Genomic DNA, 21,935 nt, shown 5'->3' with positions numbered 1-21,935 from the left:
TTACTTGCTACAAGCGAGTGTAACTGCGAAGCAACCTTGAGCCGATGGCGCATGTCCCTTCCGCTATTAGAATTGCTCTGGAGTGTATCCGTCCAGGCAATCCGTTAGATCATACCTTCGTCTAAAACTGTGCAGGAGTACTGAAATATGTCTCGATAAAAAAACGACATTTTTTCGTTTTTTATGTTTAAAAACGAAAACAAGCAGGTATATATACGATACCCCCCCACTTTCTCATATTTCCTCTCCCTGTGGAAACCGCACGATTTCGGTCGTGCGGTCCTTTTTGTTTATCATCTATGCTAAATCTTTTTACTGTTTTCAGCTTTGTTACTGAACTTTGGTACTAGACAGCAATCGAGAGATTGATATTTTATACTTTTTTACTTATTGAAAAAATCATGTGATACTATTTAGCATCACATGATTACATTTATCGTTTTAAGTCTTCGGAAATATTCTCAGCAACTTTTTTTCCTTGGTTTATACAATCAGGCACACCAATCCCTTCGAATGATGCTCCGGTAACATGTACGTTTGGAAGCTCTTCTGTTAAACTTGATTTGAACTTCTGAAGTCTTTCCTTATGACCGACTATATATTGTGGCATTGCTTGCTTCCATCGGCGAATTTTATAAAAATCTGGTTCACCTTCAAGCTCCATAATATGACTTAAGTCTTTCAAAACAGCAGCAAGGATCTCTTCATCGGACTTAAAGACGATATCTTCATCACCAGCCCTGCCGACATAGCCCCTTAAGAGAACTTTCCCATCTGGTGTAGAATGCTCCCACTTCTTATGTGTCCATGTACAGGCAGTAATCGAATAGCCCGACTCTTTTGAAACGACGAAGCCTGAACCATCGATATCTTGCTTAATCGCTTTTTCCGGAAATGCCATTGCTACAGTCGCTACCGATGTTGCAGGGATTTCATTTAGCCATTGTGCAAACTGATAATTCTTCAAAAACGAATACGTAATATGATGAGGGGTTGTGAGCACGACATGATCGACAACATCCTTTGTTCCATCAGAAAAAGTAAGTTCATATTTTCCATTTACTTTTTGTAATGATTGTAACGCTACGCCTTTTATTATTGTAGAAGGATCCAACTTACTCTCTACTTGGTCAATGAATGATTGAAGCCCGTTACGAAAGTTTAAAAACATTCCTTTAGGCTTAGGTGTTTGGCTTTTTCCTTGAGACTGTCCCCTTGCAGTTGTTGATTTCATCCCGACAATTAAACTTCGGTGCTTCTTCTCCACTTGTTTAAATTGCGGAAAGGTCGCCTGCAAACTTAGTTGATCTAAATCACCTGCGTAAACTCCCGATAATAATGGTTCAATCAGTCGTTCAACGACTTCGTTTCCTAATCTTTTTTTGAAAAAAACACCTAACGATTGATCCTCATCTCCATCTGATGTACGAGGAAGAATTAGATCTGCACCAGCCCTCAATTTTCCCGCAGGAGAGATTAGCTTCGTTTTTAAAAAAGGCCCCCATTGTGTCGGTATACCCAATATTGCCCCGCCAGGCATCGGGTAAAGTTTACTTTTATGAAGGATAAATGATCCGGTTTTACTGTATACAAAATCCTCATCGCCCATACCTACTTCTTTCGCAAGCTCCATTACACTAGTCTTTCGTGCTAATACAGAGTCCGGACCTTGTTCAATGACAAATCCATCTGTATAATCAGTTTCTATTTTACCACCTAGCTTTTCTCCTGCCTCATAAAGGGTAAGTTCTGCTTCGGTGCCATTTTGCTGTATCTCTTTTTGCAAGTAATAAGCGGCACTTACCCCAGTGATACCTCCCCCGATAATCGCAATACGCTGTTTACTCATTTTCCTTTGAATCTCCTAAAGTTTTTTCAATAACTGTAGCAAGTGTATCTATAAATTCCTCTTTAGCATTCGGCATTTCTGGACGATAATACACGACGCCAAGTTCATCTGTCACCACTTTACACTCATAATCATTATCATAAAGAACCTCTAAATGATCAGCGACAAATCCAACAGGACAATAGACGAACGCTTCATATTGATGTTTTTCATATAAATCCCGAGTTAAATCTTGAACATCAGGACCAATCCAAGGGTCAGGAGTATTCCCTTCACTTTGCCAACCAATTTCATAGTTTTTTACATCCGCTTTTTCAGCGATTAATTTCGCTGTTTCTTCTAATTGTTGAGGGTACGGATCTCCGTTTTGCAAGATTCGTTCAGGCAAACTGTGTGCTGAGAAAATGACGACATGGTTGTCTCGTTCATTTTCTGTCATTTGTTCACGCGTTTGACGAATTTGCTCTGCCCAGTACTCAATAAATTTTGGCTCGTCATACCAGCTCTCAACAGTTGTTATTGACGGACCACCAATCGATTCTGCTTCTTCTTTAGCTCGTCCGTTATAAGATTTAACGCTGAATGTCGAGTAGTGTGGAGCAAGCACAATGCTGACAGCTTCTTCAATTCCATCTTTCTTCATTTGATGAACAGCATCCTCAATAAATGGATCTATATGTTTTAATCCTTGGTAAGACTTGAAATTTCGGTCATTATAACGCCGATTCAGCTCTTCTTCCAGTTTCTTCGTTTGTTCTTCTGTAATTTTTGCAAGCGGAGAAATTCCGCCTATCGCTTCATAACGTTCAGTTAAATCATCTAATTGTTCTTTTGAAGGCTTTCTGCCGTGACGTATGTGTGTATAGTAAGGTTCTACTTCATCTAAACTTCTTGGTGTTCCATATGCCATTACTAGTAAGCCAATGTCCTTTTTCATTCGAACTCATTCCTTTTACTGATTAATTTTTGCTAATTGTTCTGCAGAATACTCGTGAACAAAACGAGTTAATTTTCTTAACGTATTAGGACTAATTTCGGGGAACACACCGTGCCCGAGGTTAAAAATAAATCCTGGAGTTTGAATTCCTTGATCAATGATTTCTTTCGCTTTTTCTTCAATAACATTCCAAGGTGCCATTAATACACATGGATCTAAATTTCCTTGAACTGCCTTTGTAATTCCATCTTGTCTAGCTTCTTGTATAGGGTAACGCCAGTCTAACCCGACTACATCTAACGGGAGATCATGCCAGTCTTTTGTCAAGTGACGAGCTCCAACTCCGTGCATAATGAGTGGTACTCCTTCGTTTCTTAGCTCTGTGAGTATACGATTCATAATTGGCTTTACATATTTTACGTAGTCTTGCTGGCTAAGAGCTCCAACCCATGAATCAAAAATTTGTATTGCTTGGGATCCTGCATGTATTTGAGCTTTCGCATAGGAAATTACGGTATCCCCTAATTTGTCCATTAATAGGAACCACGCTTTTTCGTCCCCATACATGAGCGCTTTCGTTTTATTGTAATTTTTTGAAGGACCGCCTTCAATCATATAGCTTGCTAACGTAAACGGAGCACCGCTAAAACTAATAAGCGGTACAGTTAATTGCTGACGAAGAATTTTAATCGTTTCTAAAACGAAGTCGACATCTTTTTCCGGTTCAATGGTTCCAAGTTTTTCGATATCCGAAAGCGTTCGATAAGGATTGTGAATAACCGGACCGATTCCTTTTTTTATTTCCACGTCAACACCAATTGCAGGTAGTGGCGTCATAATATCCTTATATAATATTGCCGCATCATTGTTATATTGATCTACTGGCAGTTTTGTCACCCATGCACACGTTTCTGGCATTTTTGTAATGTCTTCTAGTGAGTATTTTTTCTTCAACTCCCTGTATTCAGGCTGGCTTCTTCCGGCCTGCCTCATATACCATACTGGCACATGGTCGATATTTTCCTTTCTTGCTGCTTTTAAAAACTGATCATTGAACGTTTGTGTCATAAAGGCACCTCTTTTTACTGGTTTCAATTTTATTTATACTTGGAAAGTAGTTTTAAAAAGAGCGGCGAATGTCATGAAAAGTAAAATTCGTTATTTACGGACTTTAACAAATGGCACGACACAATTTATTTTATGTAATTAATAGCAGTATCTCCAAATAAAACGACTTTCAAAGTTATAAATTATGAAGGATTCTTCTTAACGAAGATTATAATAAGGTATGGTCACTATACTTACAAGTTCACCTCATATTATTTTGTTACTAATTTCACTTTAGAATTATTCTAATCTGTTATTACTATACTAATGCTAGGACAGATTGTACACTAATCTACACAAAATGTCATAAAATCGATAAATCTTACGTCACAAACTCGCCACAAATAAATGATTATGGTGCCTGGCACATGGAAAATAATCCCACAAACTAAAATGAAGTCCCTAACAATTTAGGGACTTCGTTCGAGTGATATATTATGAAGTATCTCTTTGGGAGAAAAGTCGAAATTTAGCTTTAGCTATATTTGACGCTTCGCCTTCTCGATCAATTTGAGGATTATACGGAACTACGACATACATACTATCTGAGAATAGATTCACACCTTGAACTGTATATTCATTCACTCCCGCTACTTCTCCTACCTTTTCGTAGCTGTTATTTGTTTTTTCATAAATAAAGTAGTGTAGGCGTTGATCTTCGCTTCCAGACCATTCTAAGTTGACGTTCATTCCTCTCCAGCCTACTGATAGGTTTGCTGACAGATCATCAATTGTTACAAAGCGAATCGGTTCCTGCATGTCTTCTACACCAACCGGTTTTTCAAAGGCTGTAGATCTATTTGGATCGTTGGTACTTGCTTTCACCAAAATATCTTTAAACAGTGTTGTAGGAACTTCACTCCCTACTGTTAAATAATGTTCTTCGTCTGATCGGTCATAGCCCATCCAAACAGCACCGGATATGTCCGGTGTAAAGCCAGCAAACCAAATATCCTTTGCTCCTCCTTCAACTAGATGATGTGAAGAAGTACCTGTTTTTCCAGCTAGCGGACCATCGTAATGTCCATAAGCTCCTGTTCCACTTTCAATAGCGGCTTCAAGCATCCTTGTCATATACCAAGCGGTTTGTGGTGAAAGAACTTCTACCGCTTCAACCGAACGTTCACCAACCAACTCACCATTACGATCATAAATTTCACGAATAAAATACGGTTCACTGTACTCACCATGATTAGCATACGTTCTAAATGCACCTGCTAATTGTAGCGGTGAAACACCCGTTTCCATTCCGCCCAAAGCAATGGCAAGCCCCTCATTACCGACCTCAATATTTTGGGTCTTTAAATGCTCTCTTGCAAAATCTAAACCTAATTCATTTAAGAGCCATACAGCTGGTGCATTTGCAGAATGCTTCACTGCATCATACATTGTTATCTCCCCGCTATATTGATGATTGTAATTTCGCGGTGTATATCCGTCATAATCTAACAGTTCATCCTTTAATAAAGAATAAGGATGTACTTCTCCTGATTCAAGTGCTGGTCCGTAAACAGCGACTGGTTTAATAGCAGAACCAGGTTGTCGTTTTGCAGTCACTCTATTAAACCCTTCACGAATGTATTCTCTGCCCCCTTGGGCTGCAACGATACCACCAGTCTTGTTATCAATGAATACGAGACTCCCTTCGACTTCATTTTTTCCTGTAGACTGGGGAAAGTTATTGCTGTTCTGGAACTCATCATAGGCTGCTTCTTGCAAATTAGGGTCCATTTCAACTACAATTCGGTATCCCCCTTTTAACACTTCTTCACGAGACAAATGAAAGTAATTTTCTGCTTCCTCTAAAACAAGGTCCATGTACGAGAGATAGGCAGGATTAGCTGTCATTTTCGTAGGATCAGTAGGGATCGTTCTACCTTGATATCTGACAGCGGCATCAGCAGATAAATAACCTCTTTGCTCCATTAAGCTTAATACGAGATTGCGTCGTTCTTTACTTCTTTCAGGATGCTGAATCGGTGAATAATAATTCGGACCTTTCGGCAACGCCGCAAGTAGTGCCCCTTCATCGATTGTCAGTTCGCTGACATCTTTGTCAAAATAAAGTTTACTAGCAGCTTGAATTCCATGAGCACCATGACCGAAATAAATACGATTTAAGTACAGTTCTAAAATATCGTTTTTAGAATACTCACGTTCAAGGTTAATGGCAATAAGCACTTCTTTCGTTTTACGAAGCCATGTTTTATCATGGGATAAAAAAGCATTTTTCGCTAACTGCTGTGTAATTGTACTGCCTCCTTCAACTTTTCCTCCTGTCGTAATATCCCGATATAATGCTCGTCCAATCGAACGAAAATCAATACCTTGGTGTTCATAAAACCGATGGTCTTCAACAGAAATAAACGCTTGTATAACATACTCAGGAACTTCTTCAAGAGAAACAAGCTGTCTATTTTCAACATAAAGCTTCGTAATTTCTTCTCCGTTCTTATCTTCAATCGTCGTTGCTGCATTCATGACTAGATCTTTATCATCAATAGCATAATTACCAAAAAGGATAATTCCTAAATAAAAAGTAAATCCGAAAACGATCGTCGCAATGAGAAACAAAAAACTGAATAGGATTCTTTTTTTCGTCACTACGCTCACCTCCTAGAAGGTTATTTTACTTCAAATCATACGAAAGATGTATATTTTCAACATAATACGTTATTTCTCTTAATATTTACGAAAAAAAACATTAAATGTTTCAATGTAATTCCCTACGTATAGATGTGACAACAATTTGACGAATATTAAAATGACTACTTTGTACAATTGATTTCGTTATAATATACTAGCAAGGGATTTATATGAATAATATAGAATGTCCAACCTTTTTTAAACTGGAGGTATAATCGATGACTCTTTTAAGTGTATTCATTATAAACGAACTCACTTTTGTCTCTTTATTTATTGCATTATTTGCAGGTGTCGTCTCTTTTTTATCACCGTGTGTGTTCCCTTTAGTACCTGCATACATAGCCCAATTAACCGGAAGTAATATTTCTGGAAACCAAATTAGCGCAGATAGAAAGTTAATTTTAACTAGAAGTATTGGATTCATATTAGGATTTACATCCATCTTTCTAATATTAGGGGCCTCATCATCTTTTATTGGAAGTTTGTTTTTTCAAAACCGAGACTTACTTGAAAAATTAGGTGGAATTATCATCGTTCTCTTTGGTCTTCAGCTGATGGGCATTTTTAATTTGAACTTTTTACTTAGTGAAAAAAGGTTAATGAACCCTTCTAAAACGACGAGCTTTAGTAGATCGGTATTATTCGGTCTCGTTTTTGCTGCGGGTTGGTCGCCGTGCATCGGACTCGTTTTAGGTTCGATTTTATCGCTTGCTTCGCAAAGTGCCAACGCATATGGTGCGATGCTGCTTTTATTCGTTTATTCACTAGGACTAGGTATACCGTTTCTACTAGTGTCTTTAATTTATGCAAAGTCGCTGGATAAAGTCAGAAACTTAAATCGATACTTACCAATCATTCAAAAAGTAAGTGGCGCAATTATGGTTATTTTAGGAATTATGTTATTTACAGGGGTTTTCGCAAGAATAGCTGCTTACTTAGCGCAATATATTCCATTTAACATATAAACTCCGTTCATATTATACGATCATAAAACGCCTTCTGGGAAGCTGTAACAAAACAGTCTCAGTAAAGTAAAGGAAGATTCCGGTTATCGTGCTTATTAATCGGAATCTCTTTTTATGGCTACAATTAGATTTTCGGGAGGTGTACTTTCGCAAGTTCACTGCGATAAGTGCAAATCCTAATTCGTTTTTCACCTTCTTTTTTCCTCTCCCAGACATTCGAGTAAAATGCAGAATCTCTCAGATCTCCATTTTTCAGATAATTTTGTCGAAAAAAAGGAAATGAATCATTTTTGTGGAAAGTCTTAAGTAGAATGATTGTAGGTATAGATGAGAGGAGATGAGAGTATTGATTGAACAAATAGAAGAAAAACTTTCTCAATCATACGAAGAAATGGTACAAATTCGCAGGTACTTACACCAGCACCCTGAGCTTTCATTTAAGGAAGTGAAAACACCAAAATATATCGGAGAATACCATAAAAAACTTGGTTTAGATGTCCGTGAAGATGTTGGTGGACGAGGAGTTGTTGCAACATTAAAAGGTGGAAAACAAGGTCCAACTGTCGCCTTACGAGCAGATTTTGATGCTCTTCCAATTCAAGATGAAAAAGATGTTCCTTACAAATCAACTGTTCCCGGTGTTATGCATGCATGCGGCCACGACGGTCACACCGCTTTATTACTCGTCCTAGCGAAAGTTTTAAAAGAACACCAAGCAGACCTTGAAGGGAACGTCGTATTTATTCATCAACATGCTGAAGAGCTCGCTCCTGGAGGGGCTATCGCGATGATTGAAGACGGATGTTTAAACGGAGTAGATGTAATCTTCGGGACACATTTATGGGCGACAGAGCCACTTGGCAAAATTCAGTATAATGAACATGCATTAATGGCAGCTGCTGATAGGTTTGAAGTGTTTATTCAAGGAAAAGGAGGCCACGGTGCTCAGCCTCACGATACGAAAGATTCAATATTACTCGGATCACAACTTATTCAAGCATTCCAGCAAATTGTCAGCCGCAGAACAGACCCGCTTGATTCAGTCGTCGTAAGTGTCGGATCCTTTGAAGCAGTTAACGCATTTAATGTTATTGCTGATACAGCCAAAATTGTCGGAACTGTTCGAACATTTAATGAGGAAACACAAAGACGAGTACAAACTGAAATGAACCGAATCATTGACGGTATTGCAGTAAGCTTTGGAGCAGAAGTTAACTTCCATTTCTATAAAGGGTACCCCGCTCTCATCAATCATAAAGAGGAAGCGCGGTTTGTTGAACAAGTTACAAGCGAAATACCAGAGATTTTTCAAGTTGAGCATAGCAAGCCGCAAATGGGTGGTGAAGACTTCAGTTATTATTTGCAACACGTTAAAGGGGCGTTTTTCTTTACTGGCGCAAAAAATCCAGAATGGACACACTCCTATCCGCATCACCACCCACGCTTTGATATCGATGAAAGATCTATGCTCTATGCAGCAAAAGCATTAGGTCGACTAACTTTATCAGCATTTACGAAATATAAAAATCATAGCAACACGATAAATGAACAACAGAACATTTCATGACAAATCAATATGTGGTTAACTAAGAGGTCTTTCAACATATGTTTTAAATTGATAGAAAAAGAGCTGGGATATGACTACATCTCAGCTCTTTATTTACATAAATTCTTTTGTGACATCTTTATTTATATTCACTCATGTATGTTGTTTTGTTTCAACAACCGATGACGAAAGCTGTTTTTAGCATAGTATGCTAATACGTCTAAATAATGATAATTAGCTACTGCTCCGACAATAGCACCGAAACCAGGAATCAATTGTAACGTTTTCGGCAAATCAATAAAATCACGGTATTCAAGCTGGAACGTTTTCCAATCAACTGACTGCATATACGTTACACTACTTGGTAATTGTTCTTTGTCACGTTCCCAATTTTTCACTTTTTCAAATGTTTTTATCTTTTGTTTATCCTTTGAGAAAGCTAACTGGAAAATATACAATAAAAATAACCTTTCACGATAATCTTTCACATCAAACCCGTAAATTTTTGCAGTGTCAAAGAGAAACTTCATTTTTATACTTAAAAGTAAGGGAAAATCTGCTAAACCTAAAAATATTCCACCAGCACCAGTTCCTGCTCCTTCAACCGCCGCAGAACGTTTGTACATTTCTACTTTTTTATCTATTAGCTCTTCTCGCTCTTCAAGCGATCGATCGAAAACCGTTTCTTGATCAGATAAATAATCACTCCCTACAAGTGTGGCACGAATCATCTGCTTCACACTGCTTGAAACGGTATCATGTACCTTATCAGGAATTTTTTGATTAATTTTATTTTGCCAACCTTTCGCAAATTTCCCTGTGATCGACTGTGGCTTCACTACCTTTCGTTCCCATCGTGCCAGCTCACGATCAATTCTTTCATCAAACGACGACATAGACTCGCCCCCTTTTGTCTTTATCCCATTTCATACGTTTTTTTTAAACGAACTGTAAGGTGGAAGAAATATACTGCTACACTAATGAGGAGAATTATCCCCCCATCAATCAGTGTATGAGCGATACTGACAGAGATACTAAATATGACTGCCTGTAACACACCAAAAAACAGAATTAAAAATTGGTGGTTTTTAAATTTTGATGAAGATAAGATTGGATATAACGCTACCATTTGATGTGTAGAGTAATGGTTTTTTAGTGTCTCTAACTGTAAAGCAGTCATATATGGAAATAATGCTGCTAAAAGCCACCTTCCCCAATCTAATTGAACGATACTCAAAAATAATACGCCTAATAACGTTAATCTTAAATATATTCCAAAGTAATCATTTGCTCGAACAAATGCTTTTAAAAACATATACCGATACACATGATCTTTTTTATGCTTAATGAATTGATTAATAAATTGGAGCCATGGGCGAGCTCTTACTTTTGATTTTAGTGCAGGCACGTCTGTAAATGAATTGGCAATTCGGTAAAATGTCATGACTGTAGCATTTTCAATCTCTACGAGCCGATCCCATTTTATACTGTTCGTACGTGAAAGACGATGGAAATATCCAGCATAAAACACAAGAAGACTGATGATGATGATCGTCACGATCCAAACTGGTTGTAATGAAAAAAGTGCATAGACTGCTACTGCATTTAACCCGAAACGGATAATCATATGAAAACGATATTGATTTATATCCTGTATCCTCTGCTCTTCAAAACTAGATAATAAGTTCCAAAGTTTTATCCCACATAACAAAACAAGTACAATTAATATTACAGAACCTGATTGATGGATTCTATCAAAAAATAAAGGAGCAAGTGTTAACAATAGCAAGGCTGTCCAAAAAGATTCCATCATCCAGCTATATTTAATTGCTGATCGAAAGTAAGGAGTCAATCTTCCTTCTAACGGAGTAAGGAAAAACAAGTCTCCTTGTTTTGCAAAAGTACGAACTCTTCCTCTCGTTAGCATCAGAGTGAATACGACTGTGAAAAAGAGAGTAGCAGGAAACGTTTCCGGGAGCCATTCTAAAAATTGACCGTAGTAATAGCTTCCAAATATAAATAAGAGATATAAAGTGAAAAGGAATCCACTATTACCGATTAGGCGTAAATACTTGATGGCCATTGTCCAATATTCACTTCGCCTTTTTATCCAAAGTTCTTTTTCGTCAACCATTTTCATCTTCCTTTGTCACTTCAACATAAATTTCATCAAGGTCAGCACCTGGCATTTGAGCTTGTTCTTGTAATTGTGTGAGCGTACCTTTTAAAATCATTTTCCCTTGATGAAGAACAATGAACCGATCACAATACTTTTCTGCCGTCGCTAAAATGTGTGTTGACATTAAAATACCGCAACCTTGCTCTTTCATTTCAACCATTCGATCCAAAAATGACTTGATTCCAATTGGGTCCAATCCAACGAATGGTTCGTCCGTTATGTATAATGGAGGTCTAGTAAGGAAAGCGCACATAATCATAACTTTTTGTCTCATTCCTTTAGAAAAATGACTAGGGAACCACTTTTTCATTTTTCCCATCCGGAACTCTTTTAAGAGTTTTTCTGCCCGTTCCTCAAACGTTTGTTTATCTAATCCATATGCCATTGCTGTTAATTCTAAATGTTCCCACAACGTCATCTCTTCATAAAGGAGAGGAGTTTCTGGAATGTATGCGATTTGTTGCCTGTAGTTCTCTTTGTCTTCATTAAACGATTTACCAAGAATAGAAACCTCTCCTTTATGAGGTTCCATTAATCCAAGAATATGCTTAATTGTCGTACTTTTACCTGCACCATTTAAACCGATTAAACCGACAATTTCATAGGGCTTCACAGAAAAAGTGACATCATGCAAGACTGGTTTGCTTTTTTGATACCCGCCTGTTAATGATTGAATAGTTAGCAGTTGGTCCATGACGACTCTCGTCTCCTTTATTACATACGATAGTTTCTTACTTCACCCTTTAACTATAACGAATCTTATATCCAATGAAAAGTTAAGAAGTTAAATATTGGTGTTTTTTTGAAGTACTAGAAAACAGGAGGCCGATTACCGTTACCATGACCATCACGACAAACCATGCGACAAAGTAAGGTGAAATACTTAATCTTACAGCACCTGCAATAAACGGTGACGAAATCGTACCTACTGAAAATACGGCAGAAAGAATCGCAAAAGCTTTCCCACGGCTTTCCGGAGCAACATTTTCAATAAGCAGCGTCATCATCGCTGGGAACAAGATGCCTGTTGAAATGCCAAACAAAACTAAGCTGCCAGCTGACACGACTGGACCGGTAAACATCATCCAGGCAAAAGAAACTGACATACTTAATAATCCAAGCAATGTACGAAACTTCGTATTAAATTTATGCAAAAATACGAAAGCCAGAATGAGGAATGTGCCAATTCCAATATAACTTGCCATCTTCCCTACGTCACCTTTTGATATACCTGCCTCAACCGATAAAAAAGGAAGTTCGTACATTAATGTTCCTTGGGCAAACATAACCGCAAAAGCTGTCAAAAACACTGGTAACAGTGAAGAATTCTTTATTATGCGTCCGGATTCAGAAGAAGATGATTTTCTTACAGTCAGTACAGGTTGGCTAATATATTTGTACCCGATTAAAAAAGCTAAACAAGTGACTAATGAGATAAACATATATGTTCCGTCTGCTCCGACCTTCTCACCTAACAGACCGCCAGCTAATGGAGCAGTTGTCATTGCTGCTGTAATCATCAATGTATTCAAAGCCATATTCTTGCTTTGTTCCTGACTCGTTTTCCCAAATGACGAAAGCAATGTCATGCATGCAGGTGTTAAAAATGCAAGAATAAGTCCGTTTAATACACGTAAAAGAAATAAATGGACCGTTTCTGAAATCAATGTATGCATGAGTAATGATATCGAAAGTAGAAGTAATGGAATCGTAATAAATATTTTTGCACCATATTTATCAATATAAGTCCCAGCAATGAGATTTCCACTTAAGTTAACAAATGATGTCACACTAATCATCACTCCGATTAAAAAGCTTCCAGCACCGAGAGAGACTGCAAGTGGTGTAAAAACTGGAAACTGCATGTGAATACTCGTAAATATTAAAAATAAGATCACAAATAATAGTAGCTTTTGCTTTCCTGCTGTCAATCCAGACACCTCCCATGTCCATTCGTATGATGAATAGCCGGAAAATAGACATGCCTTTTTCATTATGGAAGTGGTTGTGATACTATGTAAAAAAACAAGTTAGAGGTGAATATAATGCCAGAAGCAACTGATTGTATTTTTTGCAAAATTATTGCGGGAGACATCCCATCTTCCAAAGTTTATGAAGATGATCACGTATTAGCCTTTTTAGACTTAAGCCAAGTGACGAAAGGCCACACACTTGTCATCCCAAAAAAACATGAAGAAAATGTATATGAACTAAGTGAAGAATCTGCTATGCCTCTGTTTGCTGCTGTCCCGAAAATAGCAAACGCCTTAAAAAAAACGTACGATCCAATCGGTATGAATATTTTAAATAACAACGGTGAACAAGCTGGGCAATCTGTCTTTCACTATCACCTCCACCTCATACCACGTTACGGTAAAGGAGATGGGTTTGGAGCGGTTTGGCACGATCATAGTAGTCAGTACAAACCTGGACAGCTTCAAGAAATGGCAACAGAAATTCGAGAAAACGTAAAAACATATTAAAAATAATCTTATAAGTGTGTGTTCAAAATGAAGAATAAAATAAGCGAGTAGATCAAGGGACGAAGTTTTGAGTCACGGAACGTATGGCATTCATACGTGAGGCGGCAGAGATACTAAGCTATTTTTCCTAGACTTTTTGAACACCCCTTTAAAACAAGTGATTGTCTTTCGTGTACTTCACTCTATTTCCCTAAACGTGCACAAGGGTTAGAGCTGATGTGATACTCTTTTTAGATGATCGCTTGTTTTTTTAAAAGGATTTTTAATAAAAAGATCGAATTAAATCTAATTACAGCGATATGTCAAAAGATTTGTAATTTGATGTTCATGAGAGAGGAGAATAAACAATGACGGTTTATAATTTCAATCCCGGCCCAGCAGCTTTACCAGCTTCAGTTTTACAACAGGCTCAAGAAGAAATGTTCAATTATCTCGAATCAGGAATGTCAGTGATGGAGCTCAGTCATCGCAGTAAAGAATACGAAGGTATTCATTTCGAGACGCTTCAATTAATTCGAGAACTGCTCCATGTTCCAAAAGACTTTTCTATTCTTCTTATGCAAGGCGGGGCAAGTTTACAATTTGCTATGATACCAATGAATTTCTTAACAGAGGAGAAAAAATCAAGTTACATATTATCAGGCTCCTGGTCTGAAAAAGCATTGAGTGAAGCAAAAAAGATCGGAAATGCACACGTTCATTCCTCTTCTGAAGGAGATGAATATCGGTCTATTCCTGAATATCAAGATGTACTTGCTGACCATGACCTTTCATACATGCATGTCACATCGAATAATACGATTTATGGAACTCAATGGTCATCATTACCACGCTTCAGTAATGTCCCATTGTTTGTCGATATGTCAAGTGATATTTTTAGCAGGACCGTTACTTGGGATGATGTTGATTTCGTCTATGCTGGCGCTCAAAAAAATGCAGGACCTGCTGGAGTAACGATTGTCATACTAAAAAATGAGCTTCTGAATCATACGAATAAACACATCCCTGCGATACTCTCATATGAAACCCATGTAAAAAAAGACGGACTGTATCACACGCCTCCAACAAACTCGATTTACATGCTAGGATTAATGCTGAAATGGATAAAAAAAGAAGGTGGAGTAAAAGAAATGGAACGTCGTGCTAAACGAAAAGCAAATCTCCTTTACGATGTTCTAGATAAAAGTGAAGGTTTTTATAAAGGGCACGCCCGTGTACAATCACGATCAAACATGAATATCACCTTCCGTTTAGCAGAACAATCGCTAGAAGACCTTTTTTTAGAGAAAATTCGCTCTGATGGATTCGTTGGATTAAATGGTCACAGATCTGTCGGAGGAGTCCGTGCTTCACTTTATAATGGTGTACCAATGACTCACGTGGAAGCACTTAAAGACTGGATGGAGACATTCAAAAAAGAGTATTTATAAACTTATCGTTAAAGAGGTTCTCAGCAAGCGACTTATGCTTGCCAAAAAACAATTATGTTTAGTACAAGTCTAAATGACGAAAGCCTTAGTTTCAGTTATATGATCATCCATAGGTTTTATAAATTCTGACAGTATATGAAAAGCATAAGTGCCTTCCGTTATCGATGAATTACTATGTTTAAAAAGATATTTCAACGTATAAATAGTATTAACATAATTAAAACAGAAAAGATTACAATCAGAAATAGCAGATCGCCCGAAGTAAAATATCATAAATTCAACACATTTTTCCATTGGAAAATTGCTTATTTACATTATTTTTCGATGAATTTTCAGAAAATACAGAAACGATATTGAGTATTGTTTATCCATTATGTTATGATGTTTATATCATTTTTCTAATAAAATATTGAATTTTTTGAAAAAAACAAGAGTCTGTTCAAAAAGTACTCTCAGCAATAGTCATGTCTTGCAAATGTTCGAAACTTTTTGAACATCCTCTAGTACATAAGAATGGAGGGACAGTATGGAGCAACATCCTGCACACTCAGTGAAGCAATCTATTATGTTTAGCCATAAGGTTGCACAGCTTAGCAAGGCATTATGGAAGTCTGTTGAAAAAGATTGGCAAGCTTGGATTAAGCCTTATGACTTAAACATTAATGAGCATCACATTTTGTGGATATCCTACCACTTAGAAGGAGCTTCTATTTCGGATATTGCAAAATTCGGTGTCATGCACGTATCAACAGCATTTAATTTTTCAAAGAAGCTGGAAGAACGAGGCTATTTAACGTTTTCAAAACGTCAGACTGACAAACGTAATACTTATGTTTATTTAACTGACGAAGGTGAAGAATTGCTTCTAAAAACATTAGAGACTTATAATCCAACAACATACAGTATTTATAGCGGGTCTTTACCTATAAAAGATTTGTATGGGAAATTCCCGGAATTTTCAGAACTGATGAGTATATTAAAACATGTGTACGGACCGGATTTCATGACGATATTTGAAAAATCCTTATCAAAGCTTGAGTCTGATTTTGATGAAGAAGACGGAAGGTTAGTACCGAAAAATCAAGAAATGGAAAACGAACTGGAATCATCATAATCAGATTATTACAAATGCTTAATTTCTATATAGAGTGATAGATCATATTAAATGTCAATTTCAAAAAAACCGGTGATCACCGGTTTTTTTCGTTTATACTTTTATCTGGAATGACCGTCTTCACTGTCTCTACAATCGCTTTTTTCTTAATGGAAAAGTCAAAGATGAACATTTACAAAAACTGAGAACGAGACTTTTGAAAAATGCAAGGAAAATATCTTTTAAAAAAGACTTGATTTCTCCCTCCTAACATCGTAAATTACTATAGTGTATGATGAAGGAGGTGGAAGCAGATGAACTGTTTGAAAACAATTTCTATCGAGCATGATTTCGGGAAAGAACGTCTCTGGTTCCTTTCTGGTCTTGTCATGATCAGCTATTTTATTGTTTATTTTTTAATATTTAGAACGTTCTATATCCAACAGCCACTCGTTGACTATGGGCTAGTTTTTCTGTTTTTTATCGTTTTCTTAGTTTTTCCAGCTCATTTATTTCTACATTGTTTGCCAATCTGGCTTACTGGAAAAAGAGCAACTTTAGGAGTTAGAACAAATCAGTGGCCATATATGTATTACTCAACAAAAGACCCATTACCAAAACAACTCGTTCTGTTATCAATTAGTTCACCTGCGGTCGTAATCACCTTTGGTGCAGTCATGACGACATTAATATTTCCACAATGGTTGCATTATATGGCAATGGTCTCGGCATTGAATATTGGTATGTGTGTCTATGACTATATGAACTTTAAGCAATTAAAGGCAGCTCCAAAGTCATCACTTATTGAGGAGCACCGTGATGGCTTCCACATATTGTTTAAAAGTAACACTTAAATAAAAACCCGCCCGTAAACCGGGCGGTTTTAATTTTGCCCTATAAGGGCACTTTACCACCAGAGACCCTTAAGGGACCTTATTCATTTGGTTCGTGCCAAAAGAATTTTGAGGACATCCCTTTTCATAATCAAATAGAATTCGAAATCGTAAGCCGCGGTATCTTTGTTTTTATTGCAAAACAACTTCAATTTCTATCCTATTCTCCTCCAAATCGAATGTTTGAACCTTTATTTGCACGTTCTCACTGATTTCATCTCGTACATTGATATATAACTTTCGTTCTGAGGGGTGAACTTCAATCCATTCCGGAAAATCTACAGTTGATTGGAGGATCCTAAAAATATGTTCGGAAGGCAGTTCTAAAGCTCCTGCACGAAAATATTGCTCTTCAAGTTCTATATTTCCTGCCTCTGTAACAGCTGGGGTCAGTGCCATTTCAATTGGAATATTCATATTATAAACGTTTATCGTCGTTTGAAAATAAACATCATCATCAAGAAATAGATTGAATTCGTTTTCCGTTTCTTCTTCAAGTTGTTGCTGTAACCAGTAATTCACATCTTCTTTCTCTGTATTAATATGAAACACAGATCCTTCAGCATCTTCAGATAAAGGAATATCCCTTCTTTCATACTCATCAATATTTAATGCTTGATTAAGCCAGATGATACCAATTGTGATGACGAGAAAAATAAGACTAATTAATGAAAAAAATGCGATTTTCCAATGATTCCAGTTTCGTACATTCATTATATTCCTCCAATTTTTTTCAAATAACAGTTAAGAATTTCTGCAAAAGTCCTATGATTTTTATCAATATTTTGATAAAGTTAAGTATGAGTCTACCTAAGGTGTGGGGGTTAATAGATGCTTATTCCTTTTTTTCTTTTTGCAATCTTGTATTTATTTATGATTAATTCTATGACAAATTCATTATGTATACAAAAGGAAATACCTGAAGAGAGGCAGTCAAAAGTCTTTCGTACGATTAACGTATTAATTACGATCCTCTTAACTTCTTCTTACTTCCGGATTTTCTTTACTTAATGAAAAAACAAGCAGAGGTGAATAACCCTGCTTGTTTTTATTATTACCTTTGTACTGTTCTATTAAAACTTAATACAACCAAGAAGCACCAACGATGACTAGCAGGATAAACAGCACCACAATCAATGCGAAACCAGAATGGTAATCATGCCCCATCACTCGCACCTCCTTTGTCTCTATTTATGAGCTTCATCCTAATACGCCCAGGAAGCGCCGATAATAACGAGTAGAATAAACAAGACAACCAATAACGCAAAACCACCGTGATATCCATGTGACATGGTACATACCTCCTTATATAACTTTCAATACATTGTATTGAAAAAACCCAATTTTGTTTGGACGTTTATCACGACTTTTCTAATAATCTTAAGATCTTTTCTTAATAATAATACTTCATCAACGACGAAACCCGATGAGAAAGCTTTTGAATAGAAAGTGAACAATTTTCAAACCTCTAATCGTATGCTATAGTAAAGTGTACTTAACTTACATATTTTTGATATAGGGGTGAACATCGTGAAAAAAAGTTTATTTTACTTCTTCATCATTCTTATTTTATTTATTTCTGCCTGTACTGATGAAGATGCAGGAGAAGCGCCAGAAAATACGAACGGTGAACCAGAATACGAAGCTGAATCGATTAACGATGACATAATCGTATCTACTAGTTCTGGGGATATTACTGAAGAAGAATTTTATCAGACGTTAAAAGATACATACGGTGAATATGTTCTTCGTGATTTAGTTGAACAAAAAATCGTTGAAGGTGAAGCAGAATCTCTCAACATTAATGAAGATGAAATTGAAGAAGAGATAAATCTTCTCAAAGAAGAAGTTGGTGCTCAATCTGATGAACAATTTTTTCAAATGATGCAGCAGCAAGGTGTTATGAATGAAGAAGATCTAAGAGCACGTATTTTAAAACACCTCGTATTACAACATCATATCGGACATGTTGGTGACATCACTGATGAGGAGATCGAGGCTGAGTATGAAAAAGGTGAGGAAGTTAATGCTCGTCACATTCTTGTAACAGAAGAAGAAGAAGCTATTGAACTTTACGAAAGAATCCAAGATGGAGAAAGTTTTGAGGAATTGGCCGTTGAATATTCAACCGATCCAGGTTCAAGTGAAGATGGTGGTGAGCTTGGATTTTTCCGGAGAGGTACGATGACCGCTCCATTTGAAGAAACAGCCTTTAACCAAGAGGTATCAGAAGTAAGTGAGCCTGTACAATCACAGTTTGGCTATCATATTATTGAAACATTAGAACGTAATCCATTTGAAGATGAACTAGAAGAAGTTAGCGATAGCTTGAGAACGGCTCTTAATAATCGAAAACTTGCCAAGATGTCTGTAAAACAAGAAGAATTATTTGATAACATTGACATCGAAGTTCACGACTCCCAGTTCGAACATTTGTTTCAATAAATTAGTGGCCCTCACCGTTTTGGTGAGAGCCATTTCTTATTTAATAGGTGTTTATAATTTTCAAAAAAACACTCGCTTGCACTAAAGTGCCCTTATAGGGCGAAATTAAAACCGCCCGTTTTACGGACGGATACTTATTTTTGACAATCAACAAGAAAATCTAAAAAACGATGATTGGAACGTTTTCAGTTATTCTCCGCTAGGTATGTCCCAGCTTCCCAATTAAATTTGTCTTATCACAGTGTGAGTGTGCTACTAGGCGTATTCATGAAATCCATGATTGCCTAGTAGCATATATATAGTCATGTACATAGTTTATGAGTGGGTACACTTATACAAAATAAAGAAAGGATGACATGCCATGTCAGGATCTGCACCAGCTCCATATCACGGCTTCACTCTAATTGTCGTACTATTCATTTTACTCATCATTGTAGGATCTGCTTACGTCTGCTAGGTGAGTGCAGCGAAGGACTCTCTTAAGCAACGGCTTATGAGAGTCCTTTCCTATATCATTTAAAATATTTTTTATTCGTTTTTATTATTGATCATTTTCCTTCTTCTATGAAACTCTTCCAAAAATAGTGAACCTTCTAGTTCTATCTCTTTTTCTTCTCTTCTTTTTTCTTCTAAACGAGAATGGACATACATAATACCGCTAAATAGAATTCCTATGTAAACAACATATATCCACCACGGCAATCCAGAACCGCCCTCTGCGGATAATGAAGTTAAAGAGAGTAATCGGATAACGAAAATTAAAAAGATAGCAGCAATCAAGGAAAAAATAATTTTTACTGGGTTCATTGCAATCTCCTCTCATTTCTGTTCATTCTTTTCTATCATCCATATGATAGATAACAAATTATATGATAGAATGTTTTAATTTATTTGAAAACGGGTATTTATTTTTATAGGATGATTCGTAAGAGGAAACAGTTTCCATAAGATGGAGGGATTTTAATGGAAAGACAAATGCTTTCACAAACTTACGGTCAGTTTCAAGAAAAACTAGTTCGTCATACGATGGAACAACTTGAAAAAGAATATACGATTTCGCCTTTAGTTTTCTTCCCGCTCATTCATGACCGAGTCGAAACATTCTTACTAGCTCATTGGAAAATTGCTTGGCAACAATGTGCTCATATGAATTGGGATGAATGGTTACAATCTGAATGCTACGAGTTATACGAAAACGAAGTTCTTAACGATATGATGAATGAAGCTTTAACCATTACAATACATGCTAATGAATTTCTACATGAGTCAGTCACAGAAAAACGGTAACAATATAAAAAAGAGTAGTCTCAAAAGTGACATTCATTTTTGAGACTACTCTTTTTATGAAGGTTTGCTTAAAAGTTATCATTCTTTAAAACAACGTTTTTATTTAAATATCTATTGGCTTGTTATGAAAAGATGGCTTATATAAAGAACGGTTCTCCATTGGGAAAATTCTTTCACTAAATTCTCCAGGCATTACACGCTCAAGTGCTCTGTCCATCATATTCATTTTCGCATCAATATTATCAATCATATGAAGGATTTCTGCTTCTCTAATTACAGGACGTTTTGGACTCCCCCACTCTTCTTTTCCATGGTGGCTTAATATTAAATGCTGAAGTATAAGTACTTCTTCACCATATATTTCGAGTTCTTTGGCGGCTTCTTCTACTTCGGTAACCATAATCGTAATATGACCAAGAAGCTTCCCTTCAATCGTATATTGCGCATCTAAAGGACCAGATAGTTCCTTTACTTTCCCTAAATCATGTAAAATGACTCCTGCATAAAGTAAATCTTTATCTAACGAAGGATAAAGTGTTGCAATGCTTTTTGATAAATCTAGCATACTCACAACATGATAGGCTAACCCCGATACAAATTCATGATGATTTTTCGTAGCGGCAGGGAAATCGGTAAAAGCTTGCTGATGCTTCTTAAATAAATGTCTCGTTATTCGTTGGATTTTCGAATTTTTCATTTCAAAAATATACTGTGTAATTTGCTCAATCATTTCTGCAGGATCTCTCGGTGCTGACGGCATGAAATCTCTTGCCTTCACTTGATCCATATTAGTTGTCGGTCGGATCGCTTTAATTTTCAGCTGGCGCATCCCTCGAAAATCTTGGATTTCACCTTGGATATGCACGACCATAGAGCTTTTAAAAGTAGCTTCGTCTTCCGGAGATATAGACCAAAGTTTCGCTTCAATTTCTCCTGTTTTATCAGACATTTGTAAACTCAAAAACGGTTTGCCATTACTTGCTATACCTTTTTTTGCTGATTTTATTAATAAGTAGCTTTCAACTGGATCACCAATTTGATGGTAGTTAATCCCCTTGTTCATTCCTTTTCCCCC

General features: G+C 36.8%; 23 protein-coding genes. 10 read left to right on the top strand and 13 right to left on the bottom strand.

The window, feature by feature from the left end:
- Positions 1-433: 433 nt before the first annotated feature.
- The 4 genes from hemY to CD001_RS13565 form a co-directional block, all read right to left on the bottom strand.
- Entirely contained in the window at positions 434-1,849 is a 1,416-nt protein-coding gene (gene hemY, locus CD001_RS13580; RefSeq protein ID WP_096188234.1) for a protoporphyrinogen oxidase, read from the bottom strand.
- Complete coding sequence (gene hemH, locus CD001_RS13575; protein WP_096188233.1) at positions 1,842-2,786, bottom strand: ferrochelatase; 945 nt, start codon at positions 2,784-2,786, stop codon at positions 1,842-1,844. The genes hemY and hemH overlap by 8 nt, the downstream gene beginning before the upstream one ends.
- Positions 2,787-2,801: 15 nt before the next feature.
- Complete coding sequence (hemE, locus tag CD001_RS13570; RefSeq protein WP_096188232.1) at positions 2,802-3,854, bottom strand: uroporphyrinogen decarboxylase; 1,053 nt, start codon at positions 3,852-3,854, stop codon at positions 2,802-2,804.
- 474 nt (positions 3,855-4,328) lie between these two features.
- The gene (locus tag CD001_RS13565; protein ID WP_096188231.1) at positions 4,329-6,497 is read right to left on the bottom strand and encodes a transglycosylase domain-containing protein; all 2,169 of its coding nucleotides are present in this window, start codon (positions 6,495-6,497) and stop codon (positions 4,329-4,331) included.
- A gap of 260 nt (positions 6,498-6,757) precedes the next feature.
- On the opposite strand from CD001_RS13565, the gene CD001_RS13560 reads away from it, so the two are divergent.
- Both CD001_RS13560 and CD001_RS13550 read left to right on the top strand, forming a co-directional pair.
- Positions 6,758-7,504, top strand: a complete 747-nt coding sequence (locus tag CD001_RS13560) for a cytochrome c biogenesis CcdA family protein (RefSeq protein ID WP_096188230.1) — start codon at positions 6,758-6,760, stop codon at positions 7,502-7,504.
- Between the two features lie 346 nt (positions 7,505-7,850).
- On the top strand, positions 7,851-9,071 hold the full coding sequence (locus tag CD001_RS13550; RefSeq protein ID WP_096188228.1) for an amidohydrolase: 1,221 nt from the start codon (positions 7,851-7,853) through the stop codon (positions 9,069-9,071).
- Between the two features lie 128 nt (positions 9,072-9,199).
- Here the strand turns inward: CD001_RS13550 and CD001_RS13545 are convergent, their stop codons facing one another.
- The 4 genes from CD001_RS13545 to CD001_RS13530 all read right to left on the bottom strand — a co-directional run bounded on the left by CD001_RS13545 (position 9,200) and on the right by CD001_RS13530 (position 13,160).
- Complete coding sequence (locus tag CD001_RS13545) at positions 9,200-9,946, bottom strand: EcsC family protein (RefSeq protein ID WP_096188227.1); 747 nt, start codon at positions 9,944-9,946, stop codon at positions 9,200-9,202.
- Between the two features lie 20 nt (positions 9,947-9,966).
- Positions 9,967-11,184, bottom strand: a complete 1,218-nt coding sequence (locus tag CD001_RS13540; RefSeq protein ID WP_179298743.1) for an ABC transporter permease — start codon at positions 11,182-11,184, stop codon at positions 9,967-9,969.
- On the bottom strand, positions 11,177-11,923 hold the full coding sequence (locus CD001_RS13535) for an ABC transporter ATP-binding protein (protein ID WP_096188225.1): 747 nt from the start codon (positions 11,921-11,923) through the stop codon (positions 11,177-11,179). Before CD001_RS13535 ends, CD001_RS13540 begins: the two co-directional genes overlap by 8 nt.
- Positions 11,924-12,005: 82 nt before the next feature.
- Positions 12,006-13,160, bottom strand: a complete 1,155-nt coding sequence (locus tag CD001_RS13530; RefSeq protein WP_179298742.1) for an MFS transporter — start codon at positions 13,158-13,160, stop codon at positions 12,006-12,008.
- Between the two features lie 114 nt (positions 13,161-13,274).
- Between CD001_RS13530 and CD001_RS13525 the strand changes: the two genes are divergently transcribed.
- The 4 genes from CD001_RS13525 (at position 13,275) to CD001_RS13510 (ending at position 17,089) form a co-directional block, all read left to right on the top strand.
- A complete protein-coding gene (locus CD001_RS13525; protein WP_096188223.1) occupies positions 13,275-13,712 on the top strand; it encodes an HIT family protein in 438 nt (145 codons plus the stop codon).
- A gap of 347 nt (positions 13,713-14,059) precedes the next feature.
- Positions 14,060-15,142 (top strand): 3-phosphoserine/phosphohydroxythreonine transaminase, encoded by a 1,083-nt coding sequence (serC, locus tag CD001_RS13520; protein ID WP_096188222.1) that lies wholly within the window; start codon positions 14,060-14,062, stop codon positions 15,140-15,142.
- A gap of 526 nt (positions 15,143-15,668) precedes the next feature.
- Positions 15,669-16,256 (top strand): HTH-type transcriptional regulator Hpr, encoded by a 588-nt coding sequence (locus tag CD001_RS13515; protein ID WP_096188221.1) that lies wholly within the window; start codon positions 15,669-15,671, stop codon positions 16,254-16,256.
- A 293-nt stretch (positions 16,257-16,549) separates the two neighbouring features.
- Positions 16,550-17,089 (top strand): DUF3267 domain-containing protein, encoded by a 540-nt coding sequence (locus CD001_RS13510; RefSeq protein WP_096188220.1) that lies wholly within the window; start codon positions 16,550-16,552, stop codon positions 17,087-17,089.
- A 171-nt stretch (positions 17,090-17,260) separates the two neighbouring features.
- Here the strand turns inward: CD001_RS13510 and CD001_RS13505 are convergent, their stop codons facing one another.
- Entirely contained in the window at positions 17,261-17,842 is a 582-nt protein-coding gene (locus CD001_RS13505; protein WP_096188219.1) for a YpmS family protein, read from the bottom strand.
- Positions 17,843-17,959: 117 nt separating this feature from the next.
- Between CD001_RS13505 and CD001_RS13500 the strand changes: the two genes are divergently transcribed.
- Positions 17,960-18,139, top strand: coding sequence for a hypothetical protein (locus tag CD001_RS13500; RefSeq protein WP_096188218.1), 180 nt, complete (start codon positions 17,960-17,962; stop codon positions 18,137-18,139).
- Between the two features lie 69 nt (positions 18,140-18,208).
- Here the strand turns inward: CD001_RS13500 and CD001_RS13495 are convergent, their stop codons facing one another.
- Positions 18,209-18,295, bottom strand: a complete 87-nt coding sequence (locus tag CD001_RS13495; protein ID WP_096188217.1) for a YjcZ family sporulation protein — start codon at positions 18,293-18,295, stop codon at positions 18,209-18,211.
- A 38-nt stretch (positions 18,296-18,333) separates the two neighbouring features.
- The gene (locus CD001_RS13490; RefSeq protein WP_096188216.1) at positions 18,334-18,420 is read right to left on the bottom strand and encodes a YjcZ family sporulation protein; all 87 of its coding nucleotides are present in this window, start codon (positions 18,418-18,420) and stop codon (positions 18,334-18,336) included.
- A gap of 238 nt (positions 18,421-18,658) precedes the next feature.
- Between CD001_RS13490 and CD001_RS13485 the strand changes: the two genes are divergently transcribed.
- Both CD001_RS13485 and CD001_RS13480 read left to right on the top strand, forming a co-directional pair.
- Positions 18,659-19,573 carry a peptidylprolyl isomerase gene (locus CD001_RS13485; protein WP_096188215.1) on the top strand — a complete coding sequence of 305 codons (915 nt, stop codon included), beginning with the start codon at positions 18,659-18,661 and terminating at the stop codon, positions 19,571-19,573.
- A 361-nt stretch (positions 19,574-19,934) separates the two neighbouring features.
- Positions 19,935-20,030, top strand: coding sequence for a YjcZ family sporulation protein (locus CD001_RS13480; RefSeq protein WP_096188214.1), 96 nt, complete (start codon positions 19,935-19,937; stop codon positions 20,028-20,030).
- 71 nt (positions 20,031-20,101) lie between these two features.
- On the opposite strand, the gene CD001_RS13475 is transcribed toward CD001_RS13480, so the two are convergent.
- Complete coding sequence (locus tag CD001_RS13475) at positions 20,102-20,380, bottom strand: sporulation YhaL family protein (RefSeq protein WP_096188213.1); 279 nt, start codon at positions 20,378-20,380, stop codon at positions 20,102-20,104.
- A gap of 156 nt (positions 20,381-20,536) precedes the next feature.
- On the opposite strand from CD001_RS13475, the gene CD001_RS13470 reads away from it, so the two are divergent.
- Positions 20,537-20,860 (top strand): hypothetical protein, encoded by a 324-nt coding sequence (locus tag CD001_RS13470; protein WP_096188212.1) that lies wholly within the window; start codon positions 20,537-20,539, stop codon positions 20,858-20,860.
- Positions 20,861-20,963: 103 nt separating this feature from the next.
- Here the strand turns inward: CD001_RS13470 and yhaM are convergent, their stop codons facing one another.
- Complete coding sequence (gene yhaM, locus CD001_RS13465; protein ID WP_096188211.1) at positions 20,964-21,923, bottom strand: 3'-5' exoribonuclease YhaM; 960 nt, start codon at positions 21,921-21,923, stop codon at positions 20,964-20,966.
- Positions 21,924-21,935 lie beyond the last annotated feature (12 nt).

The sequence above is a fragment of the Evansella halocellulosilytica genome (assembly GCF_002335745.1).
GTDB lineage: Bacteria > Bacillota > Bacilli > Bacillales > Salisediminibacteriaceae > Bacillus_CA > Bacillus_CA halocellulosilytica.
The sequence above is the reverse complement of the archived record's forward strand: the minus strand, read 5'-3'. Positions and strand labels throughout refer to the sequence as shown.